The organism is Ruegeria sp. BJ5, from assembly GCF_056537865.1.
In genome coordinates this window covers 797,749-823,236 of sequence record NZ_JBQFSH010000001.1, presented here as the reverse complement: position 1 = coordinate 823,236, position 25,488 = coordinate 797,749, and the positions used below count along the sequence as shown (strand labels likewise).

Sequence of the window (25,488 nt, the reverse complement as noted above, 5' to 3'; positions counted from 1 at the left end):
CGTGTCAGGCGCGCTGGTTCAGCATTACGGTGCCGAGGAAGGCATCGGTCAGGCCCTGGTTGCGGGCACTGGTCAGCATCATGATGACCGAGATGATCTGCAGGATCGGAAACGCCATGCTGACAAAGTAACCGGCTGTATGCGCGACGGCCTTGCCGGTATCCATGCGTTCGCCAAATGCGTCGCGCAGCTCGATTCCCATAAAGCGCATGCCCAGCGTGGCAGACCCGTTTGCGATGGTGACGACACGGTAGATGAAACTGACGACCGCATAGATCAGCGCGATGACGAACAGGCCCATGCCGAAGGTCAGCAGAATGGCAACCGTGCACAGCAGCGAAATGAAGGCGATATCAAACAGCCACGCGAAAAAGCGTTTGATCGCCACGGATTTGTAGAAGTCCGGCTGACGATCCGGGTCGGGCAGATGAGACATGAAGGAATTTCCGGTCGGTTGTTGAGGTTTGCCCTGTCCCACAGAGAGGGGCAGGGCGGTAGGGTATCAGGCGGTTTCGTCCTTGTCGTCCGCCGTATTCTCCTGAGCGCGTTCATTCATGAACTGGTCGAACTCGGCCTTGTCCTTGGCTTCACGCAGGCGGTGCAGGAAGGCTTCGAAATCCTGTTGTTCCCGTTCCAGGCGGGCCAGCGTGTCGGCCTTGTAGGCGTCGAATGCGCTGTTGCCCGAGGGCTTCATCGCGCTCATGTGGCTGTGCCAGGAATGGCGGCGGCTGCAGGATTTGCTGAACATGCGTTTGCTCCAGATCATATAGGCCAGAAGGGCCAGGCCGACGGGCCAAAAGAAGATGAAACCAAGGACCATGGCAGCGATCCAGGCGCCTTTGCCCTTGTCGTCTAGCCAGGCCTCTGCACGGTGCAACCATCCCGGGTTGCGGGGGACGGCGTGTTCGGACAATGCGGTCATTTGGGCTCTCCAGGTTGATGTAAATTGTGTTCACATTGATCTAGATGGGGTGGCCCGGCCCGGATGCAAGGGGCGATGTGAAAAAGATTTACATTTAGGGGCCCGGTTGACGACGGTTCTGATCCTGCGCAACGTGCGGGCATGAACACGCACAACGACAAGCCCGCCCCGACGCTTGAAGAAATCCTGAACCTGGAGCAGCAGGTCTGGACCGCTTTGGTCGAGGGTGATGCGCAGGCGGACCGGGCGTTGCTGAGCGCCGATTTTCTGGGCGTCTACCCATCCGGTTTCGCCAATCGCGAGGATCATGTGGGTCAGTTCGCAGACAGCCCGACCATGGAGTCATATGAGTTGAGCGCGGCGCAACTGCGCGTTCTGACCGCGGATATCGTCCTGTTGTCCTACCGGGCGGACTATCGGCGGCCCGGTGCGTCCGCGCGCGAGGCGATGCTGATCTCTTCGTTGTGGGAACGCCGGGATGATGGCTGGATCAATACCTTCAGCCAGGACACTCTGGTCGACGTTAACTGACCGGAATTCGCCCATGACCGACATTTTCACCATCCGCCGCGCCCCGCGTCCCTACGATCCCGAACTGGGGCGAGAGGCCTGCGCCGCAGTGCCGGATCTGACCGCTGATCAGTCCGAACTGGTGACCGGTGCCGCAGGCAGCAGCCCGTACCTCAAGAGCCTGATCGACCGTGAGCGCAATTGGCTGGCCCCGGCGCTGGATCGGCCACAGCACGCCCTTGCGCAGATCATGGAGGACGCGCGCGCGTTGGCTCCTGACCAGTTGAAACCGGGCCTGAGGCAGGCCAAGCATCGGCTTGCCTTGCTGACGGCCCTGGCCGACCTGTCCGGAGCCTGGAACCTCGAGCAAGTCACGACGGCACTGACCGACTTTGCGGCGCTTGCCGTCGACATCGCTACCAAGGCAGAGATCGCGGCGCTGATCCGGCGCAAGAAGCTGCCCGGCATGACCGAAGACGACGTCGAGACCGCCGCCGGGATGGTGATCCTGGCGATGGGCAAGATGGGCGCGCACGAACTGAACTACAGCTCGGATATCGACCTGATCGTGCTGTTCGACGAAACCCGGTACGATCCGGATGATTTCTATGAGGCGCGGCAGGGCATGGTGCGGGCCACGCGCAATTTCTGCGCCACGCTCAGTGACAAGACGGCCGATGGGTACGTGTTCCGCACCGATCTGCGCCTGCGCCCCGATCCTGCGGTTACTCCCGTCTGCATGGCGACCGAGGCGGCCGAGCGCTATTACGAAAGCCTGGGCCGCACTTGGGAGCGTGCCGCCTATATCAAGGCCCGCCCCTGCGCCGGTGACATCGCCGCCGGACAGCGGTTTCTTGAAACCCTGCGGCCCTTCGTCTGGCGCCGCCATCTGGATTTCGCCGCCATCCAGGACGCCCACGACATGCGCCTGCGCATACGCGAGAACAAGGGCACCGGTGGGGCTCTGACGATCTCCGGCCATGACATGAAGCTGGGGCAGGGCGGCATTCGCGAAATCGAGTTCTTTACCCAGACGCGACAATTGATCGCCGGCGGCCGCGACCCCGATCTGCGGGTGCGTGGCACGGTGCCGGGGCTGGCGGCGCTGGCGACCAAGGGCTGGGTGCCGCAAGACGTGGCCGACAGGCTGACCGACCATTACCGCGCCCATCGCGAGGTCGAACACCGCATCCAGATGGTGCATGACGCGCAGACTCACAAGGTGCCGAAATCGCCCGACGGAATCGAGCGCATCGCCTGCCTGATGGGCACCACCAGCGCCGACCTGACGGCCGATCTGATCCGTCGCCTGACCGAGGTGCACGAGCTGACCGAGGGCTTTTTTGCCCCCGGCGCGGGCCCCGCGCCGACCGCAACACCCGAGGTCGAGTTCGACGCCGGCGTTCTGGCCCGGTGGACAACCTATCCCGCGCTGCGTTCGCAACGGGGCGCGCGCATTTTCGAGCGGCTCAAGCCCGAGTTGCTGGCCCGGCTGGCCAAGACCGCCCGGCCCGACGAGGCGCTGCTGGCGCTGGATGGGTTTCTGGCCGGCTTGCCCGCCGGTGTGCAGCTGTTTTCCCTGTTCGAAGCCAACCCGCATCTGATCGACCTTCTGGTCGATATCGTCGGCACCTCGCACGCGCTGGCCGCGCATCTGTCGCGCAATGCGCAGGTGTTCGACGCGGTGATCGGTGGCAGCTTCTTTGCCGATTGGCCCGGTCAGTCCGCCTTGCAGGCTGAACTGTCTAACGCGCTGGCGGCTGAAACGGACTATGAAACCCAGCTGGATCTGGCGCGGCGCTGGTGCAAGGAATGGCATTTCCGTATCGGTGTGCACCACCTGCGCGGTCTGATCGACGGGTTGCAGGCGGGGCGGCAATACGCGGACCTCGCGCAGGTTGTCATCGCCGCGATCTTACCCTGCGTAGAGCGGCAGTTTTCGCAGAAGCACGGCTCCCCCCCAGGGCGTGGCGCTGTGGTGCTGGGAATGGGGTCGTTGGGGGCCGCTCGGCTGAATTCGCAATCCGATCTGGATATGATCGTGATCTACGACCCGCAAGCGGTGGACATGTCCGACGGCCCCAAGCCACTGGCCACACGCACCTACTATGCGCGCTTTACACAGGCGCTGATTACCGCCCTGTCGGCACCGATGGCGCAGGGACGGTTGTACGAGGTCGACATGCGACTGCGGCCGTCCGGCAATCAGGGGCCAGTTGCTACAAGCTGGGCCAGCTTCACTCATTACCAACAAGAGGAAGCCTGGGTTTGGGAGCATCTGGCCTTGACCCGCGCGCGCGCAGTTGCAGGCAATACGGATCTGGCCGCCGATTTCGAAGCTTTCCGCACGCAGTTCCTGTCTTGCCCGCGCGACAAGGATCAGGTCCTGCGCGAAGTGTCGGATATGCGCGCACGCCTGGCGGCGGCGAAATCTCCCGCCGGTGTCTGGGATGTCAAGACCGGCTCCGGCCGTCTGCTGGATATCGAACTGATGGCCGAAACCGGCGCACTGTTGTCCGGCGCGCCACAGCGCGACGTCGACTCGGGCCTGGACGGAGCGGTCGCTGCGGGTCTTTTGGATGTCGCTCAGGCGCAGGTGTTGAAGGACGCATATGACCTATGCTGGTCGGTGCAATGCGCGGCGCGGCTACTGTCGGGCAAGGTGATCGAGGCCGACAAGATCGGGCAGGGGGGCACGGCCTTTCTGTGTCGGGCGACCGGGTTCGAGCGGGTCGAACAGTTACAGTCCGCCTTGCAGGACAGCTATGCTGCCGCAGCCGAAGTGATCGGCGCGGTGATCGAGGAGAGTGCGGATGGCGCGCAGTGACGACCCGAACGACCCCAAGGGCCTGATTCGCGAGGCCTATCGCATCGACGGAATCACGCTGCCCGAGTGTCGCAGCATCTTTTTGGACTGGGCGCTCAGCCTGCCGGACGGGCGCGACCAGAAGCAGGCGCTGACCGAGTTGCATGCTGTCTATACCGCACAGGATGCCGACCATCCCATGACACAGGTTCTGCGCGAAGGGCTGGACACCGCGCAGGCTCCGCGCCGGCGCGGCGGCTGGCGGGCGCGCCAACGCTGACGGATAGCCAGAGGGGCTTTTCTGCCCGCGCAATCGCGACTATGAGGGCGCCATGACCCATGCCGACATGCCCGACCGCCCCAGAATCCGTTTGAAACCCAAAGCCAATGCGCGCGGTCTGCGCCACGGCTTTCCTTGGGTCTATGCCAATGACATCGTTACCGACCGGCGCACCCGCAAGATCGCGCCTGGTGCGCTGGCCGTGCTAGAGGATGACAAACGCGCCCCGATCGCGTTGGTGGCAGTGAACCCGGATTCCAAGATCATGTGCCGGGTGTTGGATCGTGACCTGTCGGCACAGCTGGACGCCGGGTGGTTCGAAACCCGCCTGCGCCGCGCGCTCGACCTGCGCGAACGGCTGTTCGATGCGCCCTTCTACCGGCTGGTCCATGCCGAGGCCGACGGTTTTCCCGGTGTCATCATCGACCGCTTTGGCGATGCCTGCGTGATCCAGCCCAACGCCGCCTGGGCCGAGGCGCATCTGGACCTTCTGACCGACGCGCTGGTCTCGGTGACGGGGGTGACGACCGTGCTCAAGAACGCCTCGGGCCGCACCCGCGGGCTGGAAGGTCTGGATGACGTGAACCAGACACTGCGCGGCACCGCGCCCGATGCTCCGTTGCCCGTCCCGATGAATGGCGCGACCTACATGGCCGACCTGACCGGGGGCCAGAAAACCGGGCTGTTCTACGACCAGCGCCCCAACCACGCTCTTGCCGCCCGGCTGGCGGGCCCCGGCGCGCATGTGCTGGACGTGTTCAGCCACGTGGGCGGATTTGGCCTGGCCATGCTGGCCGGTGGGGCAGATCATGCGCTGTCGGTCGATGGCTCGGCCGCCGCGTTGACTCTGGCCGAGCAGGGCGCCGCCGCATCGGACTTCGGTGACCGCTTTGAAACCCGACAGGGCGATGCCTTCGAAGTTCTGACCCAGCTGGGTGAGGACGGTGCGCAGTTCGACGTGGTCATCTGCGATCCGCCGGCCTTTGCGCCGTCGAAACAGGCGCTGGATGCCGGGCTGCGGGCCTATGAGCGGATCGCCCGCCTGGCCGCGCCGCTTGTCAAACCGGGGGGGTATCTGGGCCTGTGTTCCTGCTCGCATGCCGCCGACCTGACCCGCTTTCGCGAGGCCTGTGCCCGCGGTATCGGTCGGGCCGGGTGTCAGGCGCAGATGATCCACACCGGCTTTGCCGGACCCGACCATCCGCAACTGCCGCAGCTGGCCGAGAGCGGCTATCTGAAATCCGTGTTCTACCGGCTGTGAAGGCGGTTCTTGACACCTGCGTCATCTATCCGACGGTGATGCGCGAGATGCTGCTGGGCGTGGCCACGCGGGGCCATTTCACCCCGCTCTGGTCGGCTCGCATCCTCGAGGAATGGACCCGCGCCGCCCGCAAACTCGGACCCGAGGGCGAGGCGCAGGCCCGGGCCGAAATCGCGCTGGTGCAGGCACATTGGCCGCAGGCCGAACGCCCCGAGGCACCCGGCCTGGAACAGCGACTCTGGCTGCCCGATCCGGCCGACACCCATGTGCTGGCCACCGCGGTCGCCGCTTCGGCCGACACGATCATCACCGTGAATGCCAAAGACTTTCCAAGGAATATTCTGGCGGAAGAGGGCCTTGCGCGTATCGACCCCGACAGCTTCCTTCACGGCATCTGGCAGAGTGACCCGAGCAGTGTCGAAGAGGTGGCTCAATCGGTCCTGACCGAAGCCAACCGTCTGTCGGGCGACAGATGGACTCTGCGCGCATTGATGAAAAAAGCCCGCCTGCCGCGTCTCGGCAAGGCTTTGGCGGCCTGACCTCTTCCCCTGGCTCCAAATATCGCGAGAGTGTGGCCTCTCGCACTCTGACCCTCAGCCACGCTCCCAACGTTGTTCAAGGGCCTCCAGCGCGGCAATCCGCTCGTCCGTCTTGGGATGGCTCATCAGCCAGGCCGGAACCACGCCCGCCCGCTGCTGGGTCAGATCCTCAAGCTTGTGAAACAGGGATTTCTGCGGCCCGATCCCGATTCCGGCCTTGGTCAGCAGGGCGGCTGCGTATTCGTCCGCCTCGTATTCGTCCGCCCGCGACAGGCGCGAGGCCAGCAGCGCGGTCAGCGCATTTGCGATCCACGCGCCGATGAAGGGAATGAACCGGTTGAGCAGCATCATCAGCGCCGCCCGCATCGCGTTCTGACCGGAAAAATCGATCATCCGCCGCCGGGCGTGGCCCAGCGCAACATGTCCCAGCTCGTGCGCGATGACGCTGGCCATCTCCTCGGCTGAGACCTCGCCGTTGCGGAACTTGCGATAGAAGCCTCGGGTGATGAAAATGCGCCCGTCCGGTGCGGCCAGCCCGTTCACCGGGTCGATTTCATAGATATAGACCGGCACGCGCGCCACATCCAAGGCGGCGGCCAGGCGGTCGGTCATACGCTTCAACTCGGGATCAGCCAGTTCGGTCGACTTCGCATCCAGCTCGCGATGGGTGCGCCAGACGGAAATCCGATACATCACAATGGCATAGGCGATCGCCAGCAGAATTGGGGTCAGACGCAACATATCTCAGATATGGGCGGATCGGGATGCGGGGGCAAGTCGTTCCTCATCACTTTCGGGCAACATGGGCGACCTGGGGCAGTTCGTGAGACGGAAATCGCGCGGCGTCAGATCGCAGTTTCCATATTTCAAAGGTTGAAATGAAGGCAAAAGCCTTCTAGGGCACGGCGCACGCTGTGCGAGCGCGCGCTATGCAAGAGGGACAAATGGCCAACAATGATTTAGAAGCCCGGCACCTTGAAACACTGGATCGTGACCTGCGGCGGTTTTCCCGCCTCGAGGTTGCAACGGCGCAGGTCGGGCGGCCGTTCGTCGGATCGGGCATCGCCTTCGTGTTCATCGTGATCGCCGGGATCACGGCTGCTTTGTTGTTCGGACAGGCCAGCAACACGATGATCGTCGTGATTGCGGCCATGTTCGGAGCCTACATGGCGCTGAACATCGGGGCGAACGATGTGGCCAACAACATGGCCCCGGCAGTGGGCGCGAACACGCTGACCATGGGCGGCGCCATCGCGATTGCCGCAATTTTCGAAAGCGCCGGCGCGCTGATCGCGGGTGGAGACGTGGTCTCGACCATCGCCAAAGGCATCATCAATACCGAAAGCATGGGAACGGCAACCGTCTTCATCTGGGCCATGATGGCCGCACTGTTGTCTGCCGCGCTCTGGATCAACCTGGCCACCTGGGTCGGCGCTCCGGTCTCGACCACGCATTCGGTCGTGGGGGGCGTCATGGGGGCAGGGATCGCGGCGGCGGGGTTCGGCGCGGTCAGCTGGGTCAAGATGAGCCAGATCGCAGCAAGCTGGGTCATCTCGCCGCTTCTGGGTGGCATCATCGCCGCCGGGTTCCTGTGGTTCATCAAGGCACGGATCATCTATCAGGATGACAAGATCGCCGCGGCGCGCAAATGGGTTCCGGTTCTGGTCGGCATCATGGCCGGGGCGTTCGCCTCGTACCTTGCGCTGAAAGGCCTGAAACATCTGTTCAAGATCAACCTGCAGACGGCGCTGGTGATCGGCCTGGTCAGCGGAGTGCTGATCTGGATGGTGACAATTCCTGTCATTCGCCGTCAGGCCGAAGGGCTGGAGAACCGCAACAAGTCGCTGAAGATCCTGTTCGGCATCCCGCTGATCATTTCAGCGGCGCTGCTCAGCTTTGCGCATGGGGCCAATGACGTGGCCAATGCCGTCGGGCCTCTGGCCGCGATCGTTCAGGCTTCGGCGGTAGGTGATTTCACTCATGCGGTGAGCATTCCGCCCTGGGTCATGATCATCGGCGCCTTCGGCATTTCGTTCGGTCTGTTCCTGTTTGGGCCCAAGCTGATCCGGGTGGTCGGCAGCCAGATCACCAAGCTGAACCCGATGCGCGCCTATTGCGTGGCGCTGTCGGCGGCGATCACCGTGATCGTGGCCAGCTGGCTTGGCCTGCCGGTCAGTTCGACCCACATCGCCGTTGGCGCGGTGTTCGGCGTCGGGTTCTTCCGGGAATGGGACGCCGAGCGACGCCTGATCAAGGCGCGCGGTGCCGTGCCGGAACGCCCGGTGCTCGCCCCCGAAGAGCGCCGCCGCCGCAAGCTGGTACGCCGGTCGCATTTCCTGACGATCATCGCGGCCTGGGTGATCACCGTGCCCGCGGCGGCCTTGTTGTCGGGGCTGCTGTTCCTGGGAATTCAGGCAATCGCGGGATAAAACCAAAGCCGGGCTGGCGCTATCGCGTCAGCTCGCGCATGCCGCGTTCCAGCCCGGCCAGCGTCATCGGCACCATCCGGTCTTCGAAGATCTCGCGGATCATGCCGATGGAATGGGTGTATTCCCAGTATTTCTCGGGCACCGGGTTGATCCACAGGTTCGACGTCCACTGTTCGCGCGCGCGCTGCAGCCAGACCTGACCGGCCTCGGCGTTCCAGTGCTCGTTGGCCCCGCCGGGATAGGCGATTTCGTAGGGCGACATCGACGCGTCACCCACAAAGATGCACTTGTAGTCGGGGCCGTAGGTCCGCAGCACCTCATGCGTGGGGGTCTGCGCATCCCACCGGCGGCGATTGTCGCGCCAGACGCCTTCGTACAGGCAGTTGTGGAAATAGAAATACTCCAGGTGCTTGAACTCGGACCGCGCGGCCGAGAACAATTCCTCGACCACCTTGATATGCGGATCCATCGAGCCGCCCACATCGAGAAACAGCAGCACTTTCACAGCATTGTGCCGTTCGGGCCGGGTCTTGACGTCGAGATAGCCATGCTCGGCCGTGGCGCGGATGGTGCCGTCCAAATCCAGCTCTTCGGCGGCGCCCTCGCGGGCCCAGCGGCGCAGGCGTTTCAAGGCGACCTTGATGTTGCGGGTGCCCAGTTCGACCGTGTCGTCCAGATTGCGGAACTCGCGCTTGTCCCAGACCTTGACTGCGCGCTGGTGGCGGCTTTCCTTCTGGCCGATACGCACGCCCTCGGGGTTGTAGCCATAGGCGCCGAAGGGCGAGGTGCCTGCCGTTCCGATCCACTTGTTGCCGCCCTGGTGGCGGCTTTGCTGATCCTTCAGCCGCTCGCGCAGCGTCTCCATCAGCTTGTCGAACCCGCCAAGCGCTTCGATTTCGGCCTTTTCCTCGTCCGAGAGGTGCTTCTCGGCCATCTTGGCCAGCCAGTCGGCCGGAATGTCCACGGCTTCGAGCACCTGATCCATGGTGATCTCGGACAGCCCCTCGAAGCTGGCGGCAAAGGCGCGGTCGAACTTGTCGATGTTGCGCTCGTCCTTCACCATCGAGACACGGGCGAGGTAGTAGAACGCCTCGATGTCGTAGGTGGCCAGCCCCTTCTTCATCCCCTCCAGAAAGGTCAGGTATTCCCGCAACGAGACGGGGATGCCTGCTTTTCTGAGGTTTTCAAAAAAGGGGATGAACATCGGCTCAGCCTATCACCCGCACCAGAACAAGCGAAATGGCCAGTCCCGCCAATGCAAATGCAATGCCGTAGCCGGCCGCATATTGGGCGATATCCGCGCCGCTGCCTTTGCGTTTTCGTGCCGTCAGTGCGCCCAGAGCCGCTCCCAGGACCGCCATTCCCACAACCACTAGCATGTGTTCGTCATCCGCCTTTTGCGATGTTACGGGGCCCCCAGCGCGACGTCCTGCATCAACGAGCCGACCACCAATTCCGAGCCAAACCCGTAGCGCGCCCACCCCAGACTGTCCAGCCTGACGGAGCGTGCCTGTTCGGGTTTGCCGGCCTGCTTCAGGGCCTCGGCCTTCAGCAGCAGCAGCGTCGCCAGCATCGAGGCGTTTTCGGCCCGCGTCATCGTCGCTATGGCCCGGTCGAGGTCCGGCAGAGCTTCGGGGCCGCGCCCCTGCGTCAGGGCATAGGCCGCCGTTTGAACTGTGATATGCGCGCGCTGAAGCTCGGTTCCGGGGGTCGCGCGCAGGTATTGCATGGCGATGGCGTATTCGCGCTGCGCTTCCTCGGGGGCGTCGAATTCACCCAGGCGGGCCTTCAGATAATGGGGGTACGCCCGGCGGTGATCGGTCCAACCTTGCTCTCGGCCGATCCGCATCGCGCGGTCGATGGCCCGCATTTGCCGCGGCGAGGCCCGGCCCTTGCCGACCGCCAGTTGCACGGCGTCGATCCATTCGCGCGGGGTTTCCGAGATTGGCTGGACGGGCAGATTGGCGCCGCGCGGGTTCAGGCGGGCGATGACCCCGGGTATGACCTGCGCCACCTGTTCCCGGGTCATTCCGGTCTGTAGTTCCGGCGCATAGGTCGCGCGCAGGATCAGCATGTCGAACCCGGTCAGGACAGTGTGAAAATTATCGTCGTTGAAGACCGAATCCGGCAGGCGGTACATGTCGTTCAGAGGCCCGATCGCCTGTGCAAGTTCTTCGTGAAGGCAATCCCGCATTTCCTGGGGGCTGACATCGTTGGGAATGAAGATGGCCAGCCGCTCGCGGCTGCGCAGCGCGCGCCAACTGCTTTTGGTCTTGCGCTTGTCGCGATTGTATTCCTCGAGGCTGGACGCGTTGGGCACGACGAAACACGCGGCTTGCGGCAGCAGCCGCTGAATCTGGCGCTGGGTCACTGCTTCGATCGTGATGTTGGCTGGCCCATCGTTGACCTGGCGGATGTCGATCCGGGCTTCGCGCTGCAGTCTGGTCAGCAGACGCGTCAGGTCGGATTGCATCGTGGGGGCAGGGGCGCCCGTCAGCCGAACTGTGATCGGACCCTCGAACCGCGTAAACACGGGCAGGGCAGTGCCGCTTTCCAGCGAGAAATGCAGGTCCACAAAATCTGCCGCGATGTTCGTATTTGACCGGGCCGGCGGGAAAGGACGTGGCGAGCCGAAAGTCTGAGTCACCGGTGCTGCGGCCTCGGTCACCTTGATTTCATCGGGCAACTCAATCCGGTCGACTGAACTGCATCCGGTAAGGACAAAGCCAAGAAATATGCCGGCCAGACGTTTCATGGACGCCGATACTTGAGGAAAGGCGTCAGTTGGCCGACGCGGTCATAAAGCTGGCGCGCCGTGTGGTTGAACTCCTGCGTCAGCCAATAGACATCGGGCGCGCCTTTTCGGTCGGCTTCGGCATAGACGGCCTCGATCAACGCCCGACCGACACCGGTACCGCGTACATGCGGGCTGGCATAGAGATCCTGCAGATAGCAGACGTTTTCGATCTTCCAGGCATGGCGATGAAACAGGAAGTGGGTCAGCCCGATCAATTCGCCGTCCAACTCGGCCACTAGGCATGAAAAGTCCTGCGGATCATCCCCCAGCAGGCGCGCAAACGTGCTGTCGTAGACCTCGTCGGGCAATACCGTTTCGTAGAATTCAAGATACGCCCGCCACAACAAGTCCCAGCTCGGCCGGTCTTCGGGCTTGAGGGGACGAATGCGCGGCGCTTGGGTCAATTCGGGTGGTCCTGCTCTACAGCGTGCTCGGTGTCGTGTTCTTTGATCTTTGTTGCAGCAATGCTGGCATCAGGCTTGCCGCAAGGCAAGCCGTGATCACCAAGTATTCATGAATGGGCGGGCTTCAGCGCTTGGCGCGCGCCATGAAGGCCAGCCGTTCGAACAGATGCACGTCCTGCTCGTTCTTCAGCAGGGCGCCGTGCAGCTTGGGCAGGGCATTGACCCCGTCGCGCTTCAGGTCTTCGGCATCCAGATCCTCGGCCAGGAGCAGCTTGAGCCAGTCCAGCACCTCGGAGGTCGAGGGTTTTTTCTTCAGCCCCTGCGTCTCGCGGATCTCGTAGAACTGGGTCAGGGCGGTGGTCAGCAACGCCTCTTTGATGCCGGGGTGATGCACTTCGACGATGCGGCGCATCGTGGCTTCGTCGGGGAAACGGATATAGTGGAAGAAACAGCGGCGCAGGAAGGCGTCTGGCAGTTCCTTTTCATTGTTCGAGGTGATGATCACGATGGGGCGGTGTTTGGCCCGGATCGTTTCGCCGGTCTCGTAAACATGGAACTCCATCTTGTCGAGTTCCTGCAGCAGGTCGTTGGGGAACTCGATATCGGCCTTGTCGATCTCGTCGATCAGCAGCACGACCTTTTCATCGGCGTCGAAGGCCTGCCACAGCTTGCCCTTCTTGATGTAGTTGCGGACGTCGTTCACGCGCTCGTCGCCCAGCTGGCTGTCGCGCAGACGGCTGACTGCGTCATATTCGTAGAGACCCTGCTGCGCGCGGGTGGTCGACTTGACGTTCCACTCGATCATCCTGAGACCCAGCGCGCCGGCGACCTGTTTGGCCAGTTCGGTTTTGCCCGTGCCGGGTTCACCCTTGACCAGCAGCGGTCGTTCCAGCGTGACGGCTGCGTTTACGGCAATGGTCAGGTCGTCGGTGGCAACGTATTCGGCTGTGCCTTTGAAACGTGCGGTCATGGGGCCCTCGTATGATGGTCGCAGCAACAGGAGACGGGAACCGGGTTACCTAGGGCGGGGCCGAATGACAAGCCGGGCCGCAGCGTCGCAGGCTGCCAACGACGGGCGCGAGGGACGAATCGCACCGATTCCATCATCCGCTCGCGGGTGTTCTGCCGCAAAATAGTCTTTTCGCTTTCACAGAATGGCAACGATTTGGTGCCCAAAGTCTCATGTTTATACCGGTTCTCATAACGGCGCGTCGGGGTTGCGTTTGGATAGTGACATTCCCCGTCCCGTCAGTTAAACGCTGCGCAGAAGGGGGTGCCAAATGTCAGGCGACACGACCGCAAAAGACGTTTCTGGCCATACCGAGGGAGCCAATATGAAGCAGGAAGTTTTTCTGCCGGAGGACTATCGTCCGGCCGAAGATGAACCTTTCATGAATGAACGCCAGCTTGAGTATTTCCGCCGCAAGCTGCTGAACTGGAAAAACGAACTTTTGGCAGGCAGCCGGGATACGATCGAGGGGCTGCAGGACAGCACCCGTAATATTCCCGACGTTGCAGACCGCGCCAGCGAGGAAACCGACCGTGCGCTGGAACTGCGCACCCGGGACCGGCAGCGCAAACTGGTTGCCAAGATCGACGCCGCTCTGCGCCGGATCGACGAGGGCGAATACGGTTACTGCGAAAAGACCGGTGACCCGATCTCGCTCAAGCGTCTGGATGCGCGTCCGATCGCGACCATGACGCTGGAAGCACAAGAGCGTCACGAGCGTCGCGAAAAAGTTCACCGCGACGATTGATCGCTGGGTTCTTTCAAAAAAGACAAGCGCCGGGGCCTGTGGCTCCGGCTTTTTTGCGTTAAGCCCGTGCCATGAAGATCGACGGTATGCAAATCGGTGTCATCGGCGGCGGGATCGGCGGAATGGCCGCTGCGCTGGCCTTGCAGCAACGCGGTGCACGGGTGACCGTTCTCGAGCAGGCCGAGGCCTTGACCGAGGTCGGGGCCGGTCTGCAAATCAGCGCCAACGGCATGGCGGTCCTGCGTGCGCTGGGTGTTGTGGATGATCCCGGTCGGGTCGCACAACTCTCTCACGGCACTGTTCTGCGCGATTTCCGGCGGGGCCGCGTCGTCAGCCGTCTTCCGGCACCCTCGGCCGGACCCACGTGGTATTTCCACCGTGCTGACCTTCTGGAAACGTTGCAAATGGCGGCAGAGCGCGCAGGGGTGTCGATCAGACTGAATGCCCGCGTCACCAATGTTCGGAAGCATCCAGCCGAAGCCGAGATTGCGCTGCAGGATGGCACCCGGCTGCGCGCTGAATTCGCCGTTGCAGCGGATGGCGGGCGCAGCGGTATCCGGCCCATCCTGAACGGAACCGAAGCGCCCGCGTTCACGCATCAGGTGGCCTGGCGGTCAACTGTGCCCTGGACCGACCACGAAGCCGAGCCCATGGCATCGCTGACGATGGGCCCCGGGCGTCATGTCGTGACCTATCCGCTGCGAAAGCAGTCCATGTTGAACATCGTGGCGGTAGAAGAGCGGTCCGACTGGCGGGAAGAGGACTGGCGCCTGCGCGGTGACCCCGAGGACCTGCGGGCGCGTTTTTCCGATTTCGGCGGTCCGGCCGGCGCCGCGCTTGCGCAGGTGCAGGATGTCCATCTGTGGGCTTTGTTTCTGCGCCCGGTGGCACAGAAATGGCAGAATGGTCGCGTTGTCCTTCTGGGGGACGCCGCGCATCCCACATTGCCGTTTATGGCTCAAGGGGCGTGCCTCGCGCTTGAGGATGCTTGGATCTTGGCCCGATCTTTTGACGAACAGTCGGGTGTCCGCCGCGCACTCGAAGCCTATGAAAGCACGAGGAAACCCCGCGCGCGCAAGGTGGTCGCAGCCGCCGGTGCCAACGCGCGGAACTTTCATTTGCGCGGTCCCGCACGACTGGCCGCGCAGGCGGCCTTGGCCCTGATCGGTCCGCGCCTGACGCGTCGATACGACTGGATCTACGACTACGACCCGACGGCCTGACGGGTCAGATGTCGAGGTCCACCCAAACAGGGACGTGATCGGACGGTTTTTCATGTCCGCGCACTGCGGCGTCGATCTGGCAATCGCGCATCAGGTCCGCCGCTTGCGGTGTCAGAAGGAAATGGTCAATGCGAATGCCGTCATTCCGGTTCCACGCGCCGGCCTGATAATCCCAAAACGAATAGTGGCCCGGGCCTTGTGTCCGCGCACGGAACGCTTCGGTGAAGCCAAGGTTCAGCACCTTGCGAAACGCCGCGCGGCTTTCCGGCCGAAACAGGGCGTCTTCGCGCCAGGCCTCCGGGCGTTTCGCGTCCTCGGCTTGCGGAATGATGTTGTAGTCCCCGGCCATGAGGGCCGGCTCTTCCGTGGCCAGAAGATCGCGGGCGCGCTCATACAGCCGCTCCATCCACGCAAGCTTGTAGTCGAACTTCGGCCCCGGAGCAGGGTTCCCGTTGGGAAGATAAAGCCCGCAAATCCGCAGCGCCCGCTTGTTGATGACGGTTGCTTCGATCCATCGCGCCTGCTCGTCCTCTTCATCCCCGGGCAGCCCGCGCGAGACGTCTTCGAGCGGATACTTCGAAAGTATCGCCACGCCGTTGAAGCTTTTCTGACCGTGGGTTTCGACGTTGTACCCGCGTTCCTCAAAGATTTCGCGCGGAAAGTTTTCGTCGACGGATTTGATTTCCTGCAGCAGGACCACATCGGGCTGGGCTTCGTCCAACCAGCGGGGCAGAGCCTCGGCCCGCGCCTTGATGCCGTTGATGTTGAATGTTGCGATTTTCATCCCGGCCCCTCCGAAGCTCTGCCGAAACCTATCGCCCAGAACGGAGGCCATCACAAGGTGTCAGTCAGGTCTGCCGCGGGCACCGGGGGCGTTTGGGGACGGATGACGCCATGACGAACTGGCCCAGTTGCCGCGGGGCCAAAAACGGTCAACCGCGCCCTAAGGCCTGATCGCGGGCCAGCGGGCGCTCCTGCAGATCATGAAGATATCCAGAGGACGGGGGCGCAACGCCCCCACGATTGATCACATCGAAAAAGACGTGCCGCACCCACAGGAAGAGGTTGCGTTGGGGTTGTCGATCACGAACCGGGCGCCGATCAGTTCTTGCGTGAAATCAATCGTCGCATTTTCCAGGAACGGCAGAGATATTTCGTCGACGACAACCTTCTGGCCTTTGCCTTCCAGCACCAGATCATCGTCCTTGGGTTCGTCCAATGCGATTTCGTACTGAAAGCCTGAACACCCTCCGCCTTCTACGGCGATGCGCAGGGCCTTGCCGTTGTCGGCGGCGCCGATCTCGGCAAGCCTCTCGAAGGCGCGTTCTGTGACTCTCGGAGGCAGATTCATGCCATGCTCCAAAGGTTTATTTCCTCGTTGGTCTACAATATAGAAACCCGGGAGACAGGCGACAAGGACAAGACCATTGGAGCGAGCAGGATTTGCTGCCGATCCGGGCCGGGCGCGCGGGCGGCTGGTGCCAGAGGAAGAAAGCAGTTTCCGGTCGTGCTTTCAGCGGGACCGGGACAGGATCATACACGCCAGCGCGTTCCGACGTCTGAAGCACAAGACACAAGTTTTTGTCGAGCATGAGGGCGACAGCTATCGCACGCGCCTGACCCATTCGATCGAGGTGGCGCAGGTCGCGCGTACGATCTCGGGGGCATTGGGGCTGAACCCGGAACTGACCGAGGCCGTGGCCCTGGCGCATGATCTGGGCCACACGCCGTTTGGCCATACCGGCGAGGATGCTCTTCACGCGCTGATGGCGCCCTACGGGGGCTTCGACCACAACGCTCAGGCGATCCGCATCGTCACCAAGCTGGAACGGCATTACGCGGATTTCGACGGGTGCAACCTGACATGGGAATGCCTTGAAGGCATCGCCAAGCACAACGGCCCGGTTACGGGCGATCTGCCCTGGGCGCTGGCCGAGTGCAATGCTGATTTTGACCTTGAACTGCACACCCATGCCAGCGCAGAGGCGCAGGTTGCGGCACTGTCCGACGACATCGCCTACAACAATCATGACCTGTTCGACGGCCTTCGGGCCGGACTTTTTACCGACGACGCGATCGCCCAATTACCGATTGTTCGGGAGTGTTATGCCGTGGTGGATCGCAAGTATCCCGGGTTGGATTTTTACCGTCGTCGTCACGAGGCGCTGAGGCGGGTGTTCGGCGTGATGGTTTCAGATGTAATCGACACCTCTCGCGCGGTGTTGGAGAGATCAGGTGCGCAAACAGTCGAGGATGTTCGTCACCTCGGGGCTCCTGTCATCCGCTTCTCGGATGATCTGTGGGCGCAGCTCAACGATATCCGGGCGTTTCTTTTTACCCGCATGTACCGGGCGCCCAGCGTCATGGAGGTGCGCGCCAAGGTCAGTCGCGTAGTCGAGGAGCTGTTCCCGATCTATCTGAGCGACCCGCGCCAGATGCCTCGGCATTGGCATTCGGATATCGAAGCGGCGCCGGACGAGACCGCGCTGGCCCGGATCGTTTCAGACTATATCGCGGGCATGACCGATCGGTTTGCCTTGCAGGATCATGCCCGCCTGACCGGCGCGCAGCCCCCGCAGGTCTAGGGCTGCATGCTGCGAAAGCTGGTTTGGGCCGCTCGCCTGCATTGACCTTGCCGCCTTGCGTGGTAAACCGCTGCGCAAGCAAAAGGACATCCGAAATGAACCTGTTCTCCGAGATCCGCGGCCTTGTTCTGGACGCGCTGATGCAGATGCAGTCCGAAGGCGCGCTGCCCGAGGGGCTGAGCTTTGACAACGTTGCGGTCGAACCCCCGCGCGACGCCGCCCATGGAGACATGGCGACCAATGCCGCGATGGTGTTGGCCAAGCCTGCCAAGATGAAGCCGCGTGACATTGCCGATGCGCTGGCCGCGAAACTGGCTTCCGATGAGCGGATCACGAGTGCCGAGGTTGCAGGTCCGGGCTTTCTCAACCTGCGGCTTGCTCCGCCGGTCTGGCAGGGCGTTCTGGGTGCGGTGTTGGAACAGGGCACGGATTATGGTCGCTCGAACATGGGGCAGGGGCTGAAGGTGAACGTGGAATACGTCTCGGCCAACCCTACTGGACCGCTGCATGTGGGCCACACACGTGGCGCAGTGTTCGGCGACGCGCTGGCCAGCCTTTTGGCCTATTCCGGCCACGACGTGACCCGTGAATACTACATCAACGACGGCGGTGCGCAGGTGGATGTGCTGGCCCGGTCCGCGTTCGAGCGGTACCGCGAGGCCAACGGCCTGAGCCCGGAGATCGCCGAAGGCCTTTACCCGGGCGACTACCTGATCCCGATCGGCGAGGCGCTGAAGGAAAAATACGGCGACAGCTTGCTGGACAAGCCTGAAAGCGAATGGCTGGCCGAGGTCCGCGTTTTTGCAACCGACGCGATGATGGATCTGATCCGCGCCGATCTGAAGGCGCTGGGCGTCGAGATGGACGTGTTCTTCTCGGAGAAGTCGCTGTACGGAACCGGCAAGATCGAGGCCGCTCTGAAGTCGCTCAGCGACAAGGGTCTTATCTATGAAGGCGTTCTTGAGCCGCCCAAGGGCAAAACCCCCGAAGACTGGGAGCCGCGCGAGCAGACCCTGTTCAAGTCTACCGCGCATGGCGACGATGTGGATCGCCCTGTCAAGAAATCCGACGGCAGCTGGACCTATTTTGCTCCGGACATCGCTTATCACTACGACAAGGTGAGCCGCGGGTTCGACGCGCTGATCGACGTGTTCGGCGCAGATCACGGCGGCTACGTCAAGCGGATGAAGGCCGCTGTTTCGGCTCTGTCAGACGGCAAGGTGCCGCTGGACATCAAGCTGACCCAGTTGGTGAAGCTGTGGAAAAACGGCGAGCCGTTCAAGATGTCCAAGCGGGCCGGCAATTTCGTCACGCTGCGCGATGTGGTCGACCAGGTCGGCCCGGACGTGACCCGGTTCGTGATGCTGACCCGCAAGAACGATGCGCCGCTGGACTTCGACTTCGACAAGGTGCTTGAGCAAAGCCGCGAGAACCCCGTGTTCTACGTGCAATACGCCCATGCCCGGGTCATGAGCGTGCTGCGCCGGGCCGCCGAAGCGGGCATCGCCGCGGACGACGCGACCCTCAAGGCTGCCGATCTGAGCAAGATCGACCACGCGGCCGAGCTGGGTGTTGCCAAAAAGCTGGCCGAATGGCCACGGCTGGTCGAGATCGCTGCGCGTACCAACGAACCGCATCGGGTTGCCTTCTATCTGTATGAACTTTCAGGGGATTTCCACGCATTGTGGAACAAGGGCAACGAAGAAATGTCGCTGCGCTTCCTGCAAGATGGTGACGCGGCAACAAGCCAGGCAAAAATAGCACTGGCCCGGGCCGTTTCTGTTGTGATTTCAGCAGGCTTGGGTATTCTTGGTGTCACGCCGGCGCAGGAGATGCGGTAACCAACACTGCCCGAACCGCCGGCCCGAGGTAGGCAAGAAATGACCCGCGCGCCCCAATTTCAGGCGCGAAACGGGCAGTGAGGCGGATATGACCAGTTACGATTTCTCGGGGCAGACCAGCCCCGAGCACGCGCATTACTCGAATCAGTTCCACCCCGAAGATGGGTATGAATATCCCGACGATATGATGGATCAGGCTGAGGGTGCGCCGGCTGGCGCGGGCCTTGGGCGGGTGGTCAACCTGCTGGGCGCTGCCGCGTCTCTGGCGCTTGTCGCCGGTGTCGCGATCTGGGGGTACAAGCTGGTCATGCGCGATGTGAGCGGCGTACCGGTCGTACGCGCGGCCGAGGGGCCGATGCGGGTGCAGCCGGAAACTCCGGGCGGCACCCCCGCCGATCACCAGGGACTTGCGGTCAATGCCGTTGCGGCGGTCGGGACCGCCGCGCCTCCGGCCGACCGGCTGATCCTTGCGCCGCGCCCCGTTTCTCTGACGGATGAAGACGTGGCGATGGGTGAGCTGAAGCCGACCCCTGCCGTGCATGTTGTCGAACAAGAAATCTCGAACCAGGAAGCGGCCGAACTGCGCCAAGGCGCGGTTGACGCCGTGGTGGCCGAACTGTCCGGCGCGCCTGCCGCTGAGGCACCGCAGACCGAAGAGGGCGTGCAGCTTGCATCCCTGAACTTGGACGATGACGAGCCAGCCATTGATCCGGCCGATCTTGCCGCTCAGCTGCCCGATCCCGAAATCGCGGCCCTGCCGGGCGTGCGCCGGTCTCTGCGTCCGCTCCGCCGCCCGGCGCGCGCAGCTTCGGCTGTACAGCCTGCAGTCAGTGAAGACGCGATCAACGCCGCGGTCAAAGCTGCTGTAGGGTTGGATGTCGACCCGAACACCTTGACTAAAGGTACCCGGCTGGCGCAGCTGGGTGCGTTTGAAAGCCCCGAGGTCGCGCAGGCCGAATGGGACAGGCTGTATCGTCGGTTTGGTGAATATATGGACGGGAAGCAGAGGGTTATCCAGAAAACCTCAAGCGGAGGCCGCACGTTTTACCGTCTGCGGGTCCTGGGGTTCGATGACCTGAGCGACTCGCGCCAGTTCTGCGCCGCCCTGGTCGCACAGGACGCTGACTGTATCCCGGTTGCCGTGCGGTGAGGTTTGGCGCCACGATCACGGATGCGGCCGGGCTGCGATTGACACCCGAAGAAAAGGCGTTGTTTCGCCAGATGAACCCGTTTGGGTTCATTCTGTTTGCCCGCAATATCGAAACTGCGGATCAGGTCCGTGCCTTGTGTGACGACTTTCGCGAGGCCGTCGGTCGAAACTGTCCGATCACCATCGACCAAGAGGGCGGACGGGTCCAACGTTTGCGCGCGCCACTTGCGCGGCAATGGATGCCCCCATTGGATCATGCGGAGCGTGCCGGCGAACATGCCGAGCGGGCCATGTACCTTCGGTATCGCCTGATCGCGCATGAACTGTATTCCATGGGGATCGATAGCAACTGCGCACCGATGGTGGATCTGGCGCGTCCGGACACCCACGCATTTTTGCGCAACCGGTGCTACGGTAGCGATGCTGCTACGGTCGCGAAAATCGGCCGGGCTGTTGCGCAGGGTCATCTGCACGGTGGCGTGTTGCCCATCGTCAAGCATATTCCCGGCCACGGGCGGGCGACTTTGGACAGCCATTTCGATCTGCCGCATGTCGATGCGCCGTTGGACGATCTGTTGCAGACCGATTTTGCCCCGTTTCGCGCCTTGAACGATCTGCCGATGGGCATGACGGCCCATTTGGTCTTTGAGCAGCTTGATGAACGACCGGCAACGATCTCTGCGCAGATGATGGCTGTGATCCGAGATCAGATCGGGTTTGAGGGCCTGATCATGACCGATGACATCTCGATGAAGGCGCTCAGCGGGTCTTTGGCCGACCTGTCAGGTCAGGCGCTGGCCGCAGGATGCGATGTTGTGCTGCACTGCAACGGCTCGCTTGCCGAAAGGGCGGCGGTCATGGAAGCTGCGGGCGAGATGTCCGAGGCGGCACAAGCCCGCGCAGACAAGGCGCTGGCACAACGCCAATCGCCCGAGGAACTTGACATCCGTGCCGCCGAGACGGAACTATCCCGTCTGATGGGCGGGCAGGTATATGACGGATAACCTTTTCAGCGAAGACCCGGTTTCGGTCGCCGATCGGTTGGCCGCCGAGGCGCTGATCGTGGACGTCGACGGGTTTGAAGGCCCGCTGGACGTGCTGCTGACCCTGTCGCGGACGCAAAAGGTCGATCTGCGCAAGATCTCGGTTCTGGCGCTGGCGCAGCAATATCTGGCCTTTGTCGAACGGGCCCGCGCCCTGCGGATCGAACTGGCCGCCGATTACTTGGTGATGGCGGCGTGGCTGGCCTTTCTGAAATCCCGGCTGCTGCTGCCGCCTGACCCCGATGAAGAGGGGCCGACGGGCGAAGAACTGGCCGCGCACCTGGCCTTTCAGTTGGAACGCCTGCAGGCGATGCGCGACGCGGCCGCCCGCCTGATGGCGCGCGACCAGTTGGGGCGCGATTTCTTCAGGCGCGGGCAGGGCGAGGACGTGACCCGCATCCGCACGGTCACCTATTCCGCCACGTTGCTGGACCTGATGCAGGGCTATGCCCGCATCCGCACCCGTGACGAATTCCGACCCTTCGTGATGGACCGCGATTCGGTCTTCACGATGGAACAGGCGCTGGAGCGAATGCGCCCGCTGATCGGATTTGCCGGAACCTGGACCGACATGGAAACCTACCTGCCCGAAGGCTGGGACGTTGACCCGATGCGGCGCCGTTCGGCAACGGCGGCGACGTTTGCGGCCTCGCTGGAGCTGGTCAAGGAAGGACATATGGAGATCAAGCAAAGCGAGACCTTTGCCCCGATCCAACTGCGCAGAAGGACGAAGCCCAGTGACTGACGCCCCCGAAGACGACGGCACCGGCACCCTGTTCGAAGCCCCCCCACTGGCTGAGCAGGAACGCATGGTCGAGGCGGTATTGTTTGCCAGCGCCGAGCCGGTGACGGTGGCCGATCTTGAGGCGCGGATGCCGCATGGCTGTGACGCCAAGCAGGCCTTGGAACTGCTGCAGAAACGCTATGAGGGGCGCGGGGTGCGCGTGGTTCGGGTCGGCGAAGCCTGGGCCATCCGCACGGCGCCCGATCTGGGGTTCCTGATGCAGAAGGAAACGGTCGAGACCCGCAAGCTTAGCCGCGCCGCCATCGAGACCCTGGCGATCGTGGCATATCATCAGCCCTGCACCCGCGCCGAGATCGAGGAAATCCGCGGTGTGTCCGTGTCGCGGGGAACCATAGACCAACTGCTGGAAATGGACTGGATCCGGCTGGGCCGCCGCCGCATGACGCCAGGGCGCCCGGTCACCTTCGTGGTGACGCCACAGTTCCTGGACCATTTCGGCCTGGAAAGTGCCCGAGACTTGCCGGGCCTTAAGGAATTGCGTGCTGCGGGGCTGTTGGAGAACCGCCCGCCGCCGGGGACCATGCCGATCGGCGAGGCCAATGAAGATGAACCCGGCGACGAAGACCAGACCGAATTGTTCGAGGAAGACTGAACGCGTCGCCCTTTTGTCGGCGAATTCCTCGCCAGGTTTGACACCGAGGAACGGAGACCGGAATGAACGCAAACCGCATCATCGACATGATCGTTCGGCAAGTCGTGCGCCGGCTGGTCACGCGCGGTGTCGACAAAGGTTTTGACCTTGCCGATCGTGCGACCCGCAAACCGGGCCAACAGAGCCAGGCGCGCGATCCTCAGACCGACCGGCGCATGGCGCAAAGTGCAGGCGGACAGAGCCCGAGCATGAAGCAGGCCAAGCAGCTGACCCGCCAGATGCGGCGGTTCATGCGCTTCTGAGGTTCACTTTACGGACTTGAAATGCTTCGACAATTTCAGGCCCTGGCCCTGATAGTTCGAAGCAATTCCTGCCCCGTACAGCTGTGTCGGCATCTCGGCCATACGCTCATAGACCAGCCGCCCGACGACCTGTCCATGCTCCAGTACGAAGGGCGCTTCGTGACAGCGAACTTCCAGAACTCCACGTGACCCGGCGCCTCCGGCTTCGGCATGACCGAAGCCCGGATCGAAAAAGCCCGCGTAGTGCACCCGGAATTCGCCCACCATCGCCAGATAGGGCGCCATTTCGGCCGCGTACATCGGTGGAATGTGAACTGCCTCTCGGCTGACCAGGATATAGAATGCGCCCGGATCCAGAATGATCCGTCCGTCCTTGGTGCGCACCTCTTCCCAGTATTCCTGCGGGTCGTATTCGCCGATCCTGTCAAGGTCGATCACGCCGGTATGCGGTTTCGCGCGATAGCCAACAAGGTCAGTGTTGGGCAGGCGCAGGTCGACCGAAAACCCCAGACCGTCCTGAATGACGGCCGGACCATCGACCAATGGGGATTCCGCATGCAGAGCAGTCAGATCCGCATCGGACAAAACTGCCTGGCCTTGCCGGAACCGGATCTGGTTCAGCCGCATCCCCGGACGCACCAAGACAGAAAAGGACCGCGGGCAGATTTCGGCGTAGAGGGGCCCAGAATAGCCTGCGGGCACCCGGTCGAACTCGGTGCCGCCATCGGTGATTGTGCGGGTCAGAAGGTCCAGACGCCCGGTCGAGCTTTTGGCGTTGGCGACAGCGGTCACGTCACCGGGCAGGGACAACGCTTCCATCAGGGGCACAAGGTAGACGCAACCTTTTTCGAGAACGGCGCCGTCGGTGATGTCGATCCGGTGCATCTCGAACTCGGCGAGCCGTTCGGACACCGAACGCCCTTCGCCCGCCAGAAATGACGCGCGAACGCGGTAAGCGACTGTTCCCAAACGAAGATCAAGGCTGGCGGGCTGGATCTGGGCGGGCAGAATGGCCGGCTCGGCGGTGATCTCACTGCGCGCGATCATCGCCTCGATTTGCTGGTTCGGGCATACACCTGTCATTCCGATCCCCCCTGGTGCCAGAGCGGGATCTGGCCTATCTGCCATAAACGTCGGTGTGATTTGGTCGGGCTAGCAGGACTCGAACCTGCGACCTTCCGTCCCCCAGACGGACGCGCTACCAGGCTGCGCCATAGCCCGACGTTGGGCTGTTCATAATGATTTTCCCGGCAGGGGCAAGAGGAAAACATTGCCTTTCTTCTTATCCCGCCTTTTGACCTTCGACCCGGCTGAGCCATGCCCTGAGGTCCCTCGCGATCGGGGCGATCTGGCGCAGTGCCTCAGCGTCAAAATCCGTAGTCTGCCAAGCTTTGGAGGCGATGCCGCCAAACAGCGGGGCAGGGCTGATGCCATAGTCCCCGTTGACCGCAGCGGGCGCGGGTGTCGGCTCGGGGTGTGGCGAACTGGGTGTTACCTGAAGCTCGGGCGATCCGGGACCATCAGTGTCGGCCTGTAGATCGAGGTCGATTTGCTGGCCGGTCGATTTGGGCGGAAAAGACACCACCACGTCCTGTGGCGTCTGTGGTGATTCTGCGCTGACATCGATGTCGGGTGACAGCGCCGCCACATGGGCCACGCCCTGTTCCCTCAGGATGCGTTGAACGCCTTTTATCGTGATGCCGTCCTCGTGCAGCAGTTTCTTGATGCCACCCAGAAGGCGCATGTCGTTGGGGCGGTAGTAACGGCGACCGCCTGCACGTTTCACTGGCTTGACCTGTGCAAACCGGCTTTCCCAGAAGCGCAGGACATGGGCCTGAACACCGAGCCAATCCGCAACTTCACTGATGGTGCGAAACGCGTCGGGTGACTTGCTCATATCCTCCTGGCCCCGGGTTTACTTGCGATTCCCGGCGGCGACGCGATCCTTCATCAGATGCGACGGGCGGAAAGTCAGCACGCGGCGCGGCTGGATCGGAACCTCTTCACCGGTTTTCGGGTTGCGTCCAATACGGGCTGATTTGTCACGAACGCTGAAAGTGCCGAAGGACGAAATCTTGACCTGTTCGCCACGCACCAGCGCGTCCGACATGTGGTTCAGAATGCTTTCGACAAGCTGTGCACTTTCGTTGCGTGACAGCCCAACTTCGCGAAACACGGCTTCGCTCAGATCCATTCGCGTCAGTGTATTATCGCCCATGACATTTCCCCTATTGATTTTCGA

At 62.7% G+C, this 25,488-nt stretch carries 28 protein-coding genes and 1 tRNA gene; 15 read left to right on the top strand and 14 right to left on the bottom strand.

The genetic code is table 11. From position 1 onward, the window contains the following. Window positions 1-4: 4 nt before the first annotated feature. Both ACR0NY_RS04110 and ACR0NY_RS04105 read right to left on the bottom strand, forming a co-directional pair. The gene (locus ACR0NY_RS04110; RefSeq protein WP_093962341.1) at window positions 5-436 is read right to left on the bottom strand and encodes an RDD family protein; all 432 of its coding nucleotides are present in this window, start codon (window positions 434-436) and stop codon (window positions 5-7) included. Between the two features lie 66 nt (window positions 437-502). After that, the gene (locus tag ACR0NY_RS04105; RefSeq protein WP_170338185.1) at window positions 503-922 is read right to left on the bottom strand and encodes a DUF2852 domain-containing protein; all 420 of its coding nucleotides are present in this window, start codon (window positions 920-922) and stop codon (window positions 503-505) included. A 141-nt stretch (window positions 923-1,063) separates the two neighbouring features. On the opposite strand from ACR0NY_RS04105, the gene ACR0NY_RS04100 reads away from it, so the two are divergent. From ACR0NY_RS04100 to ACR0NY_RS04080, 5 genes are read left to right on the top strand one after another with little or no spacing between them, the layout of a single operon-like run. Continuing rightward, on the top strand, window positions 1,064-1,453 hold the full coding sequence (locus ACR0NY_RS04100; protein WP_170338187.1) for a nuclear transport factor 2 family protein: 390 nt from the start codon (window positions 1,064-1,066) through the stop codon (window positions 1,451-1,453). Between the two features lie 13 nt (window positions 1,454-1,466). Then, window positions 1,467-4,259: a [protein-PII] uridylyltransferase family protein gene (locus ACR0NY_RS04095; RefSeq protein ID WP_170368603.1), complete on the top strand. Its 2,793-nt coding sequence runs from the start codon at window positions 1,467-1,469 to the stop codon at window positions 4,257-4,259. After that, complete coding sequence (locus ACR0NY_RS04090; protein WP_170338699.1) at window positions 4,246-4,518, top strand: hypothetical protein; 273 nt, start codon at window positions 4,246-4,248, stop codon at window positions 4,516-4,518. The genes ACR0NY_RS04095 and ACR0NY_RS04090 overlap by 14 nt, the downstream gene beginning before the upstream one ends. 52 nt (window positions 4,519-4,570) lie before the next feature. Continuing rightward, window positions 4,571-5,779, top strand: a complete 1,209-nt coding sequence (locus ACR0NY_RS04085) for an RSP_2647 family RNA methyltransferase (RefSeq protein ID WP_170368602.1) — start codon at window positions 4,571-4,573, stop codon at window positions 5,777-5,779. Then, the gene (locus ACR0NY_RS04080) at window positions 5,776-6,318 is read left to right on the top strand and encodes an RSP_2648 family PIN domain-containing protein (RefSeq protein ID WP_170368601.1); all 543 of its coding nucleotides are present in this window, start codon (window positions 5,776-5,778) and stop codon (window positions 6,316-6,318) included. Before ACR0NY_RS04085 ends, ACR0NY_RS04080 begins: the two co-directional genes overlap by 4 nt. A gap of 54 nt (window positions 6,319-6,372) precedes the next feature. Here the strand turns inward: ACR0NY_RS04080 and ACR0NY_RS04075 are convergent, their stop codons facing one another. Continuing rightward, on the bottom strand, window positions 6,373-7,059 hold the full coding sequence (locus ACR0NY_RS04075) for a M48 family metallopeptidase (RefSeq protein WP_093962334.1): 687 nt from the start codon (window positions 7,057-7,059) through the stop codon (window positions 6,373-6,375). A gap of 203 nt (window positions 7,060-7,262) precedes the next feature. On the opposite strand from ACR0NY_RS04075, the gene ACR0NY_RS04070 reads away from it, so the two are divergent. Then, entirely contained in the window at window positions 7,263-8,747 is a 1,485-nt protein-coding gene (locus ACR0NY_RS04070; RefSeq protein WP_093962333.1) for an inorganic phosphate transporter, read from the top strand. 19 nt (window positions 8,748-8,766) lie between these two features. Here ACR0NY_RS04070 and ACR0NY_RS04065 read toward each other — a convergent pair whose 3' ends face one another. From ACR0NY_RS04065 to ACR0NY_RS04045, 5 genes are all read right to left on the bottom strand, one after another. After that, the gene (locus ACR0NY_RS04065; protein ID WP_170368600.1) at window positions 8,767-9,951 is read right to left on the bottom strand and encodes a vWA domain-containing protein; all 1,185 of its coding nucleotides are present in this window, start codon (window positions 9,949-9,951) and stop codon (window positions 8,767-8,769) included. 4 nt (window positions 9,952-9,955) lie between these two features. Then, on the bottom strand, window positions 9,956-10,126 hold the full coding sequence (locus ACR0NY_RS04060) for a hypothetical protein (RefSeq protein WP_170338198.1): 171 nt from the start codon (window positions 10,124-10,126) through the stop codon (window positions 9,956-9,958). A 26-nt stretch (window positions 10,127-10,152) separates the two neighbouring features. Beyond that, entirely contained in the window at window positions 10,153-11,502 is a 1,350-nt protein-coding gene (locus tag ACR0NY_RS04055; protein WP_170368599.1) for a DUF2927 domain-containing protein, read from the bottom strand. Next, window positions 11,499-11,948: a GNAT family N-acetyltransferase gene (locus ACR0NY_RS04050; protein ID WP_170338202.1), complete on the bottom strand. Its 450-nt coding sequence runs from the start codon at window positions 11,946-11,948 to the stop codon at window positions 11,499-11,501. The genes ACR0NY_RS04055 and ACR0NY_RS04050 overlap by 4 nt, the downstream gene beginning before the upstream one ends. Before the next feature lie 124 nt (window positions 11,949-12,072). Beyond that, a complete protein-coding gene (locus tag ACR0NY_RS04045) occupies window positions 12,073-12,918 on the bottom strand; it encodes an AAA family ATPase (RefSeq protein WP_170368598.1) in 846 nt (281 codons plus the stop codon). A gap of 364 nt (window positions 12,919-13,282) precedes the next feature. Between ACR0NY_RS04045 and dksA the strand changes: the two genes are divergently transcribed. Both dksA and ACR0NY_RS04035 read left to right on the top strand, forming a co-directional pair. After that, window positions 13,283-13,705 (top strand): RNA polymerase-binding protein DksA, encoded by a 423-nt coding sequence (gene dksA, locus ACR0NY_RS04040; protein WP_093962986.1) that lies wholly within the window; start codon window positions 13,283-13,285, stop codon window positions 13,703-13,705. Window positions 13,706-13,776: 71 nt separating this feature from the next. Continuing rightward, window positions 13,777-14,928 (top strand): FAD-dependent monooxygenase, encoded by a 1,152-nt coding sequence (locus tag ACR0NY_RS04035; protein ID WP_170368597.1) that lies wholly within the window; start codon window positions 13,777-13,779, stop codon window positions 14,926-14,928. Between the two features lie 4 nt (window positions 14,929-14,932). Here the strand turns inward: ACR0NY_RS04035 and xth are convergent, their stop codons facing one another. Beyond that, the gene (gene xth / locus ACR0NY_RS04030; RefSeq protein WP_170368596.1) at window positions 14,933-15,712 is read right to left on the bottom strand and encodes an exodeoxyribonuclease III; all 780 of its coding nucleotides are present in this window, start codon (window positions 15,710-15,712) and stop codon (window positions 14,933-14,935) included. 243 nt (window positions 15,713-15,955) lie between these two features. After that, window positions 15,956-16,279, bottom strand: a complete 324-nt coding sequence (locus ACR0NY_RS04025) for a HesB/IscA family protein (RefSeq protein ID WP_093962326.1) — start codon at window positions 16,277-16,279, stop codon at window positions 15,956-15,958. A 76-nt stretch (window positions 16,280-16,355) separates the two neighbouring features. Between ACR0NY_RS04025 and ACR0NY_RS04020 the strand changes: the two genes are divergently transcribed. From ACR0NY_RS04020 to ACR0NY_RS03990, 7 genes are all read left to right on the top strand, one after another. After that, the gene (locus tag ACR0NY_RS04020; protein WP_170368595.1) at window positions 16,356-17,513 is read left to right on the top strand and encodes a deoxyguanosinetriphosphate triphosphohydrolase; all 1,158 of its coding nucleotides are present in this window, start codon (window positions 16,356-16,358) and stop codon (window positions 17,511-17,513) included. Between the two features lie 95 nt (window positions 17,514-17,608). Next, complete coding sequence (argS, locus tag ACR0NY_RS04015; protein WP_170368594.1) at window positions 17,609-19,354, top strand: arginine--tRNA ligase; 1,746 nt, start codon at window positions 17,609-17,611, stop codon at window positions 19,352-19,354. Window positions 19,355-19,442: 88 nt separating this feature from the next. Then, a complete protein-coding gene (locus ACR0NY_RS04010; protein ID WP_170368593.1) occupies window positions 19,443-20,504 on the top strand; it encodes an SPOR domain-containing protein in 1,062 nt (353 codons plus the stop codon). Beyond that, complete coding sequence (gene nagZ, locus ACR0NY_RS04005; RefSeq protein WP_170368592.1) at window positions 20,501-21,508, top strand: beta-N-acetylhexosaminidase; 1,008 nt, start codon at window positions 20,501-20,503, stop codon at window positions 21,506-21,508. Before ACR0NY_RS04010 ends, nagZ begins: the two co-directional genes overlap by 4 nt. Continuing rightward, on the top strand, window positions 21,498-22,292 hold the full coding sequence (locus tag ACR0NY_RS04000) for a segregation and condensation protein A (protein ID WP_170368591.1): 795 nt from the start codon (window positions 21,498-21,500) through the stop codon (window positions 22,290-22,292). Before nagZ ends, ACR0NY_RS04000 begins: the two co-directional genes overlap by 11 nt. Then, window positions 22,285-22,944 carry an SMC-Scp complex subunit ScpB gene (gene scpB, locus ACR0NY_RS03995; RefSeq protein ID WP_170368590.1) on the top strand — a complete coding sequence of 220 codons (660 nt, stop codon included), beginning with the start codon at window positions 22,285-22,287 and terminating at the stop codon, window positions 22,942-22,944. Before ACR0NY_RS04000 ends, scpB begins: the two co-directional genes overlap by 8 nt. 62 nt (window positions 22,945-23,006) lie before the next feature. Next, complete coding sequence (locus ACR0NY_RS03990; RefSeq protein WP_170368589.1) at window positions 23,007-23,246, top strand: hypothetical protein; 240 nt, start codon at window positions 23,007-23,009, stop codon at window positions 23,244-23,246. A gap of 3 nt (window positions 23,247-23,249) precedes the next feature. Here the strand turns inward: ACR0NY_RS03990 and ACR0NY_RS03985 are convergent, their stop codons facing one another. The 4 genes from ACR0NY_RS03985 to ihfA form a co-directional block, all read right to left on the bottom strand. After that, window positions 23,250-24,329 (bottom strand): 2'-deoxycytidine 5'-triphosphate deaminase, encoded by a 1,080-nt coding sequence (locus ACR0NY_RS03985; RefSeq protein ID WP_170338222.1) that lies wholly within the window; start codon window positions 24,327-24,329, stop codon window positions 23,250-23,252. A 61-nt stretch (window positions 24,330-24,390) separates the two neighbouring features. Continuing rightward, window positions 24,391-24,467 (bottom strand) — tRNA-Pro (locus ACR0NY_RS03980). Between the two features lie 61 nt (window positions 24,468-24,528). After that, window positions 24,529-25,143 (bottom strand): MerR family transcriptional regulator, encoded by a 615-nt coding sequence (locus ACR0NY_RS03975; protein WP_170368588.1) that lies wholly within the window; start codon window positions 25,141-25,143, stop codon window positions 24,529-24,531. Window positions 25,144-25,161: 18 nt separating this feature from the next. Continuing rightward, window positions 25,162-25,464 carry an integration host factor subunit alpha gene (gene ihfA, locus ACR0NY_RS03970; protein WP_093962316.1) on the bottom strand — a complete coding sequence of 101 codons (303 nt, stop codon included), beginning with the start codon at window positions 25,462-25,464 and terminating at the stop codon, window positions 25,162-25,164. Window positions 25,465-25,488 lie beyond the last annotated feature (24 nt).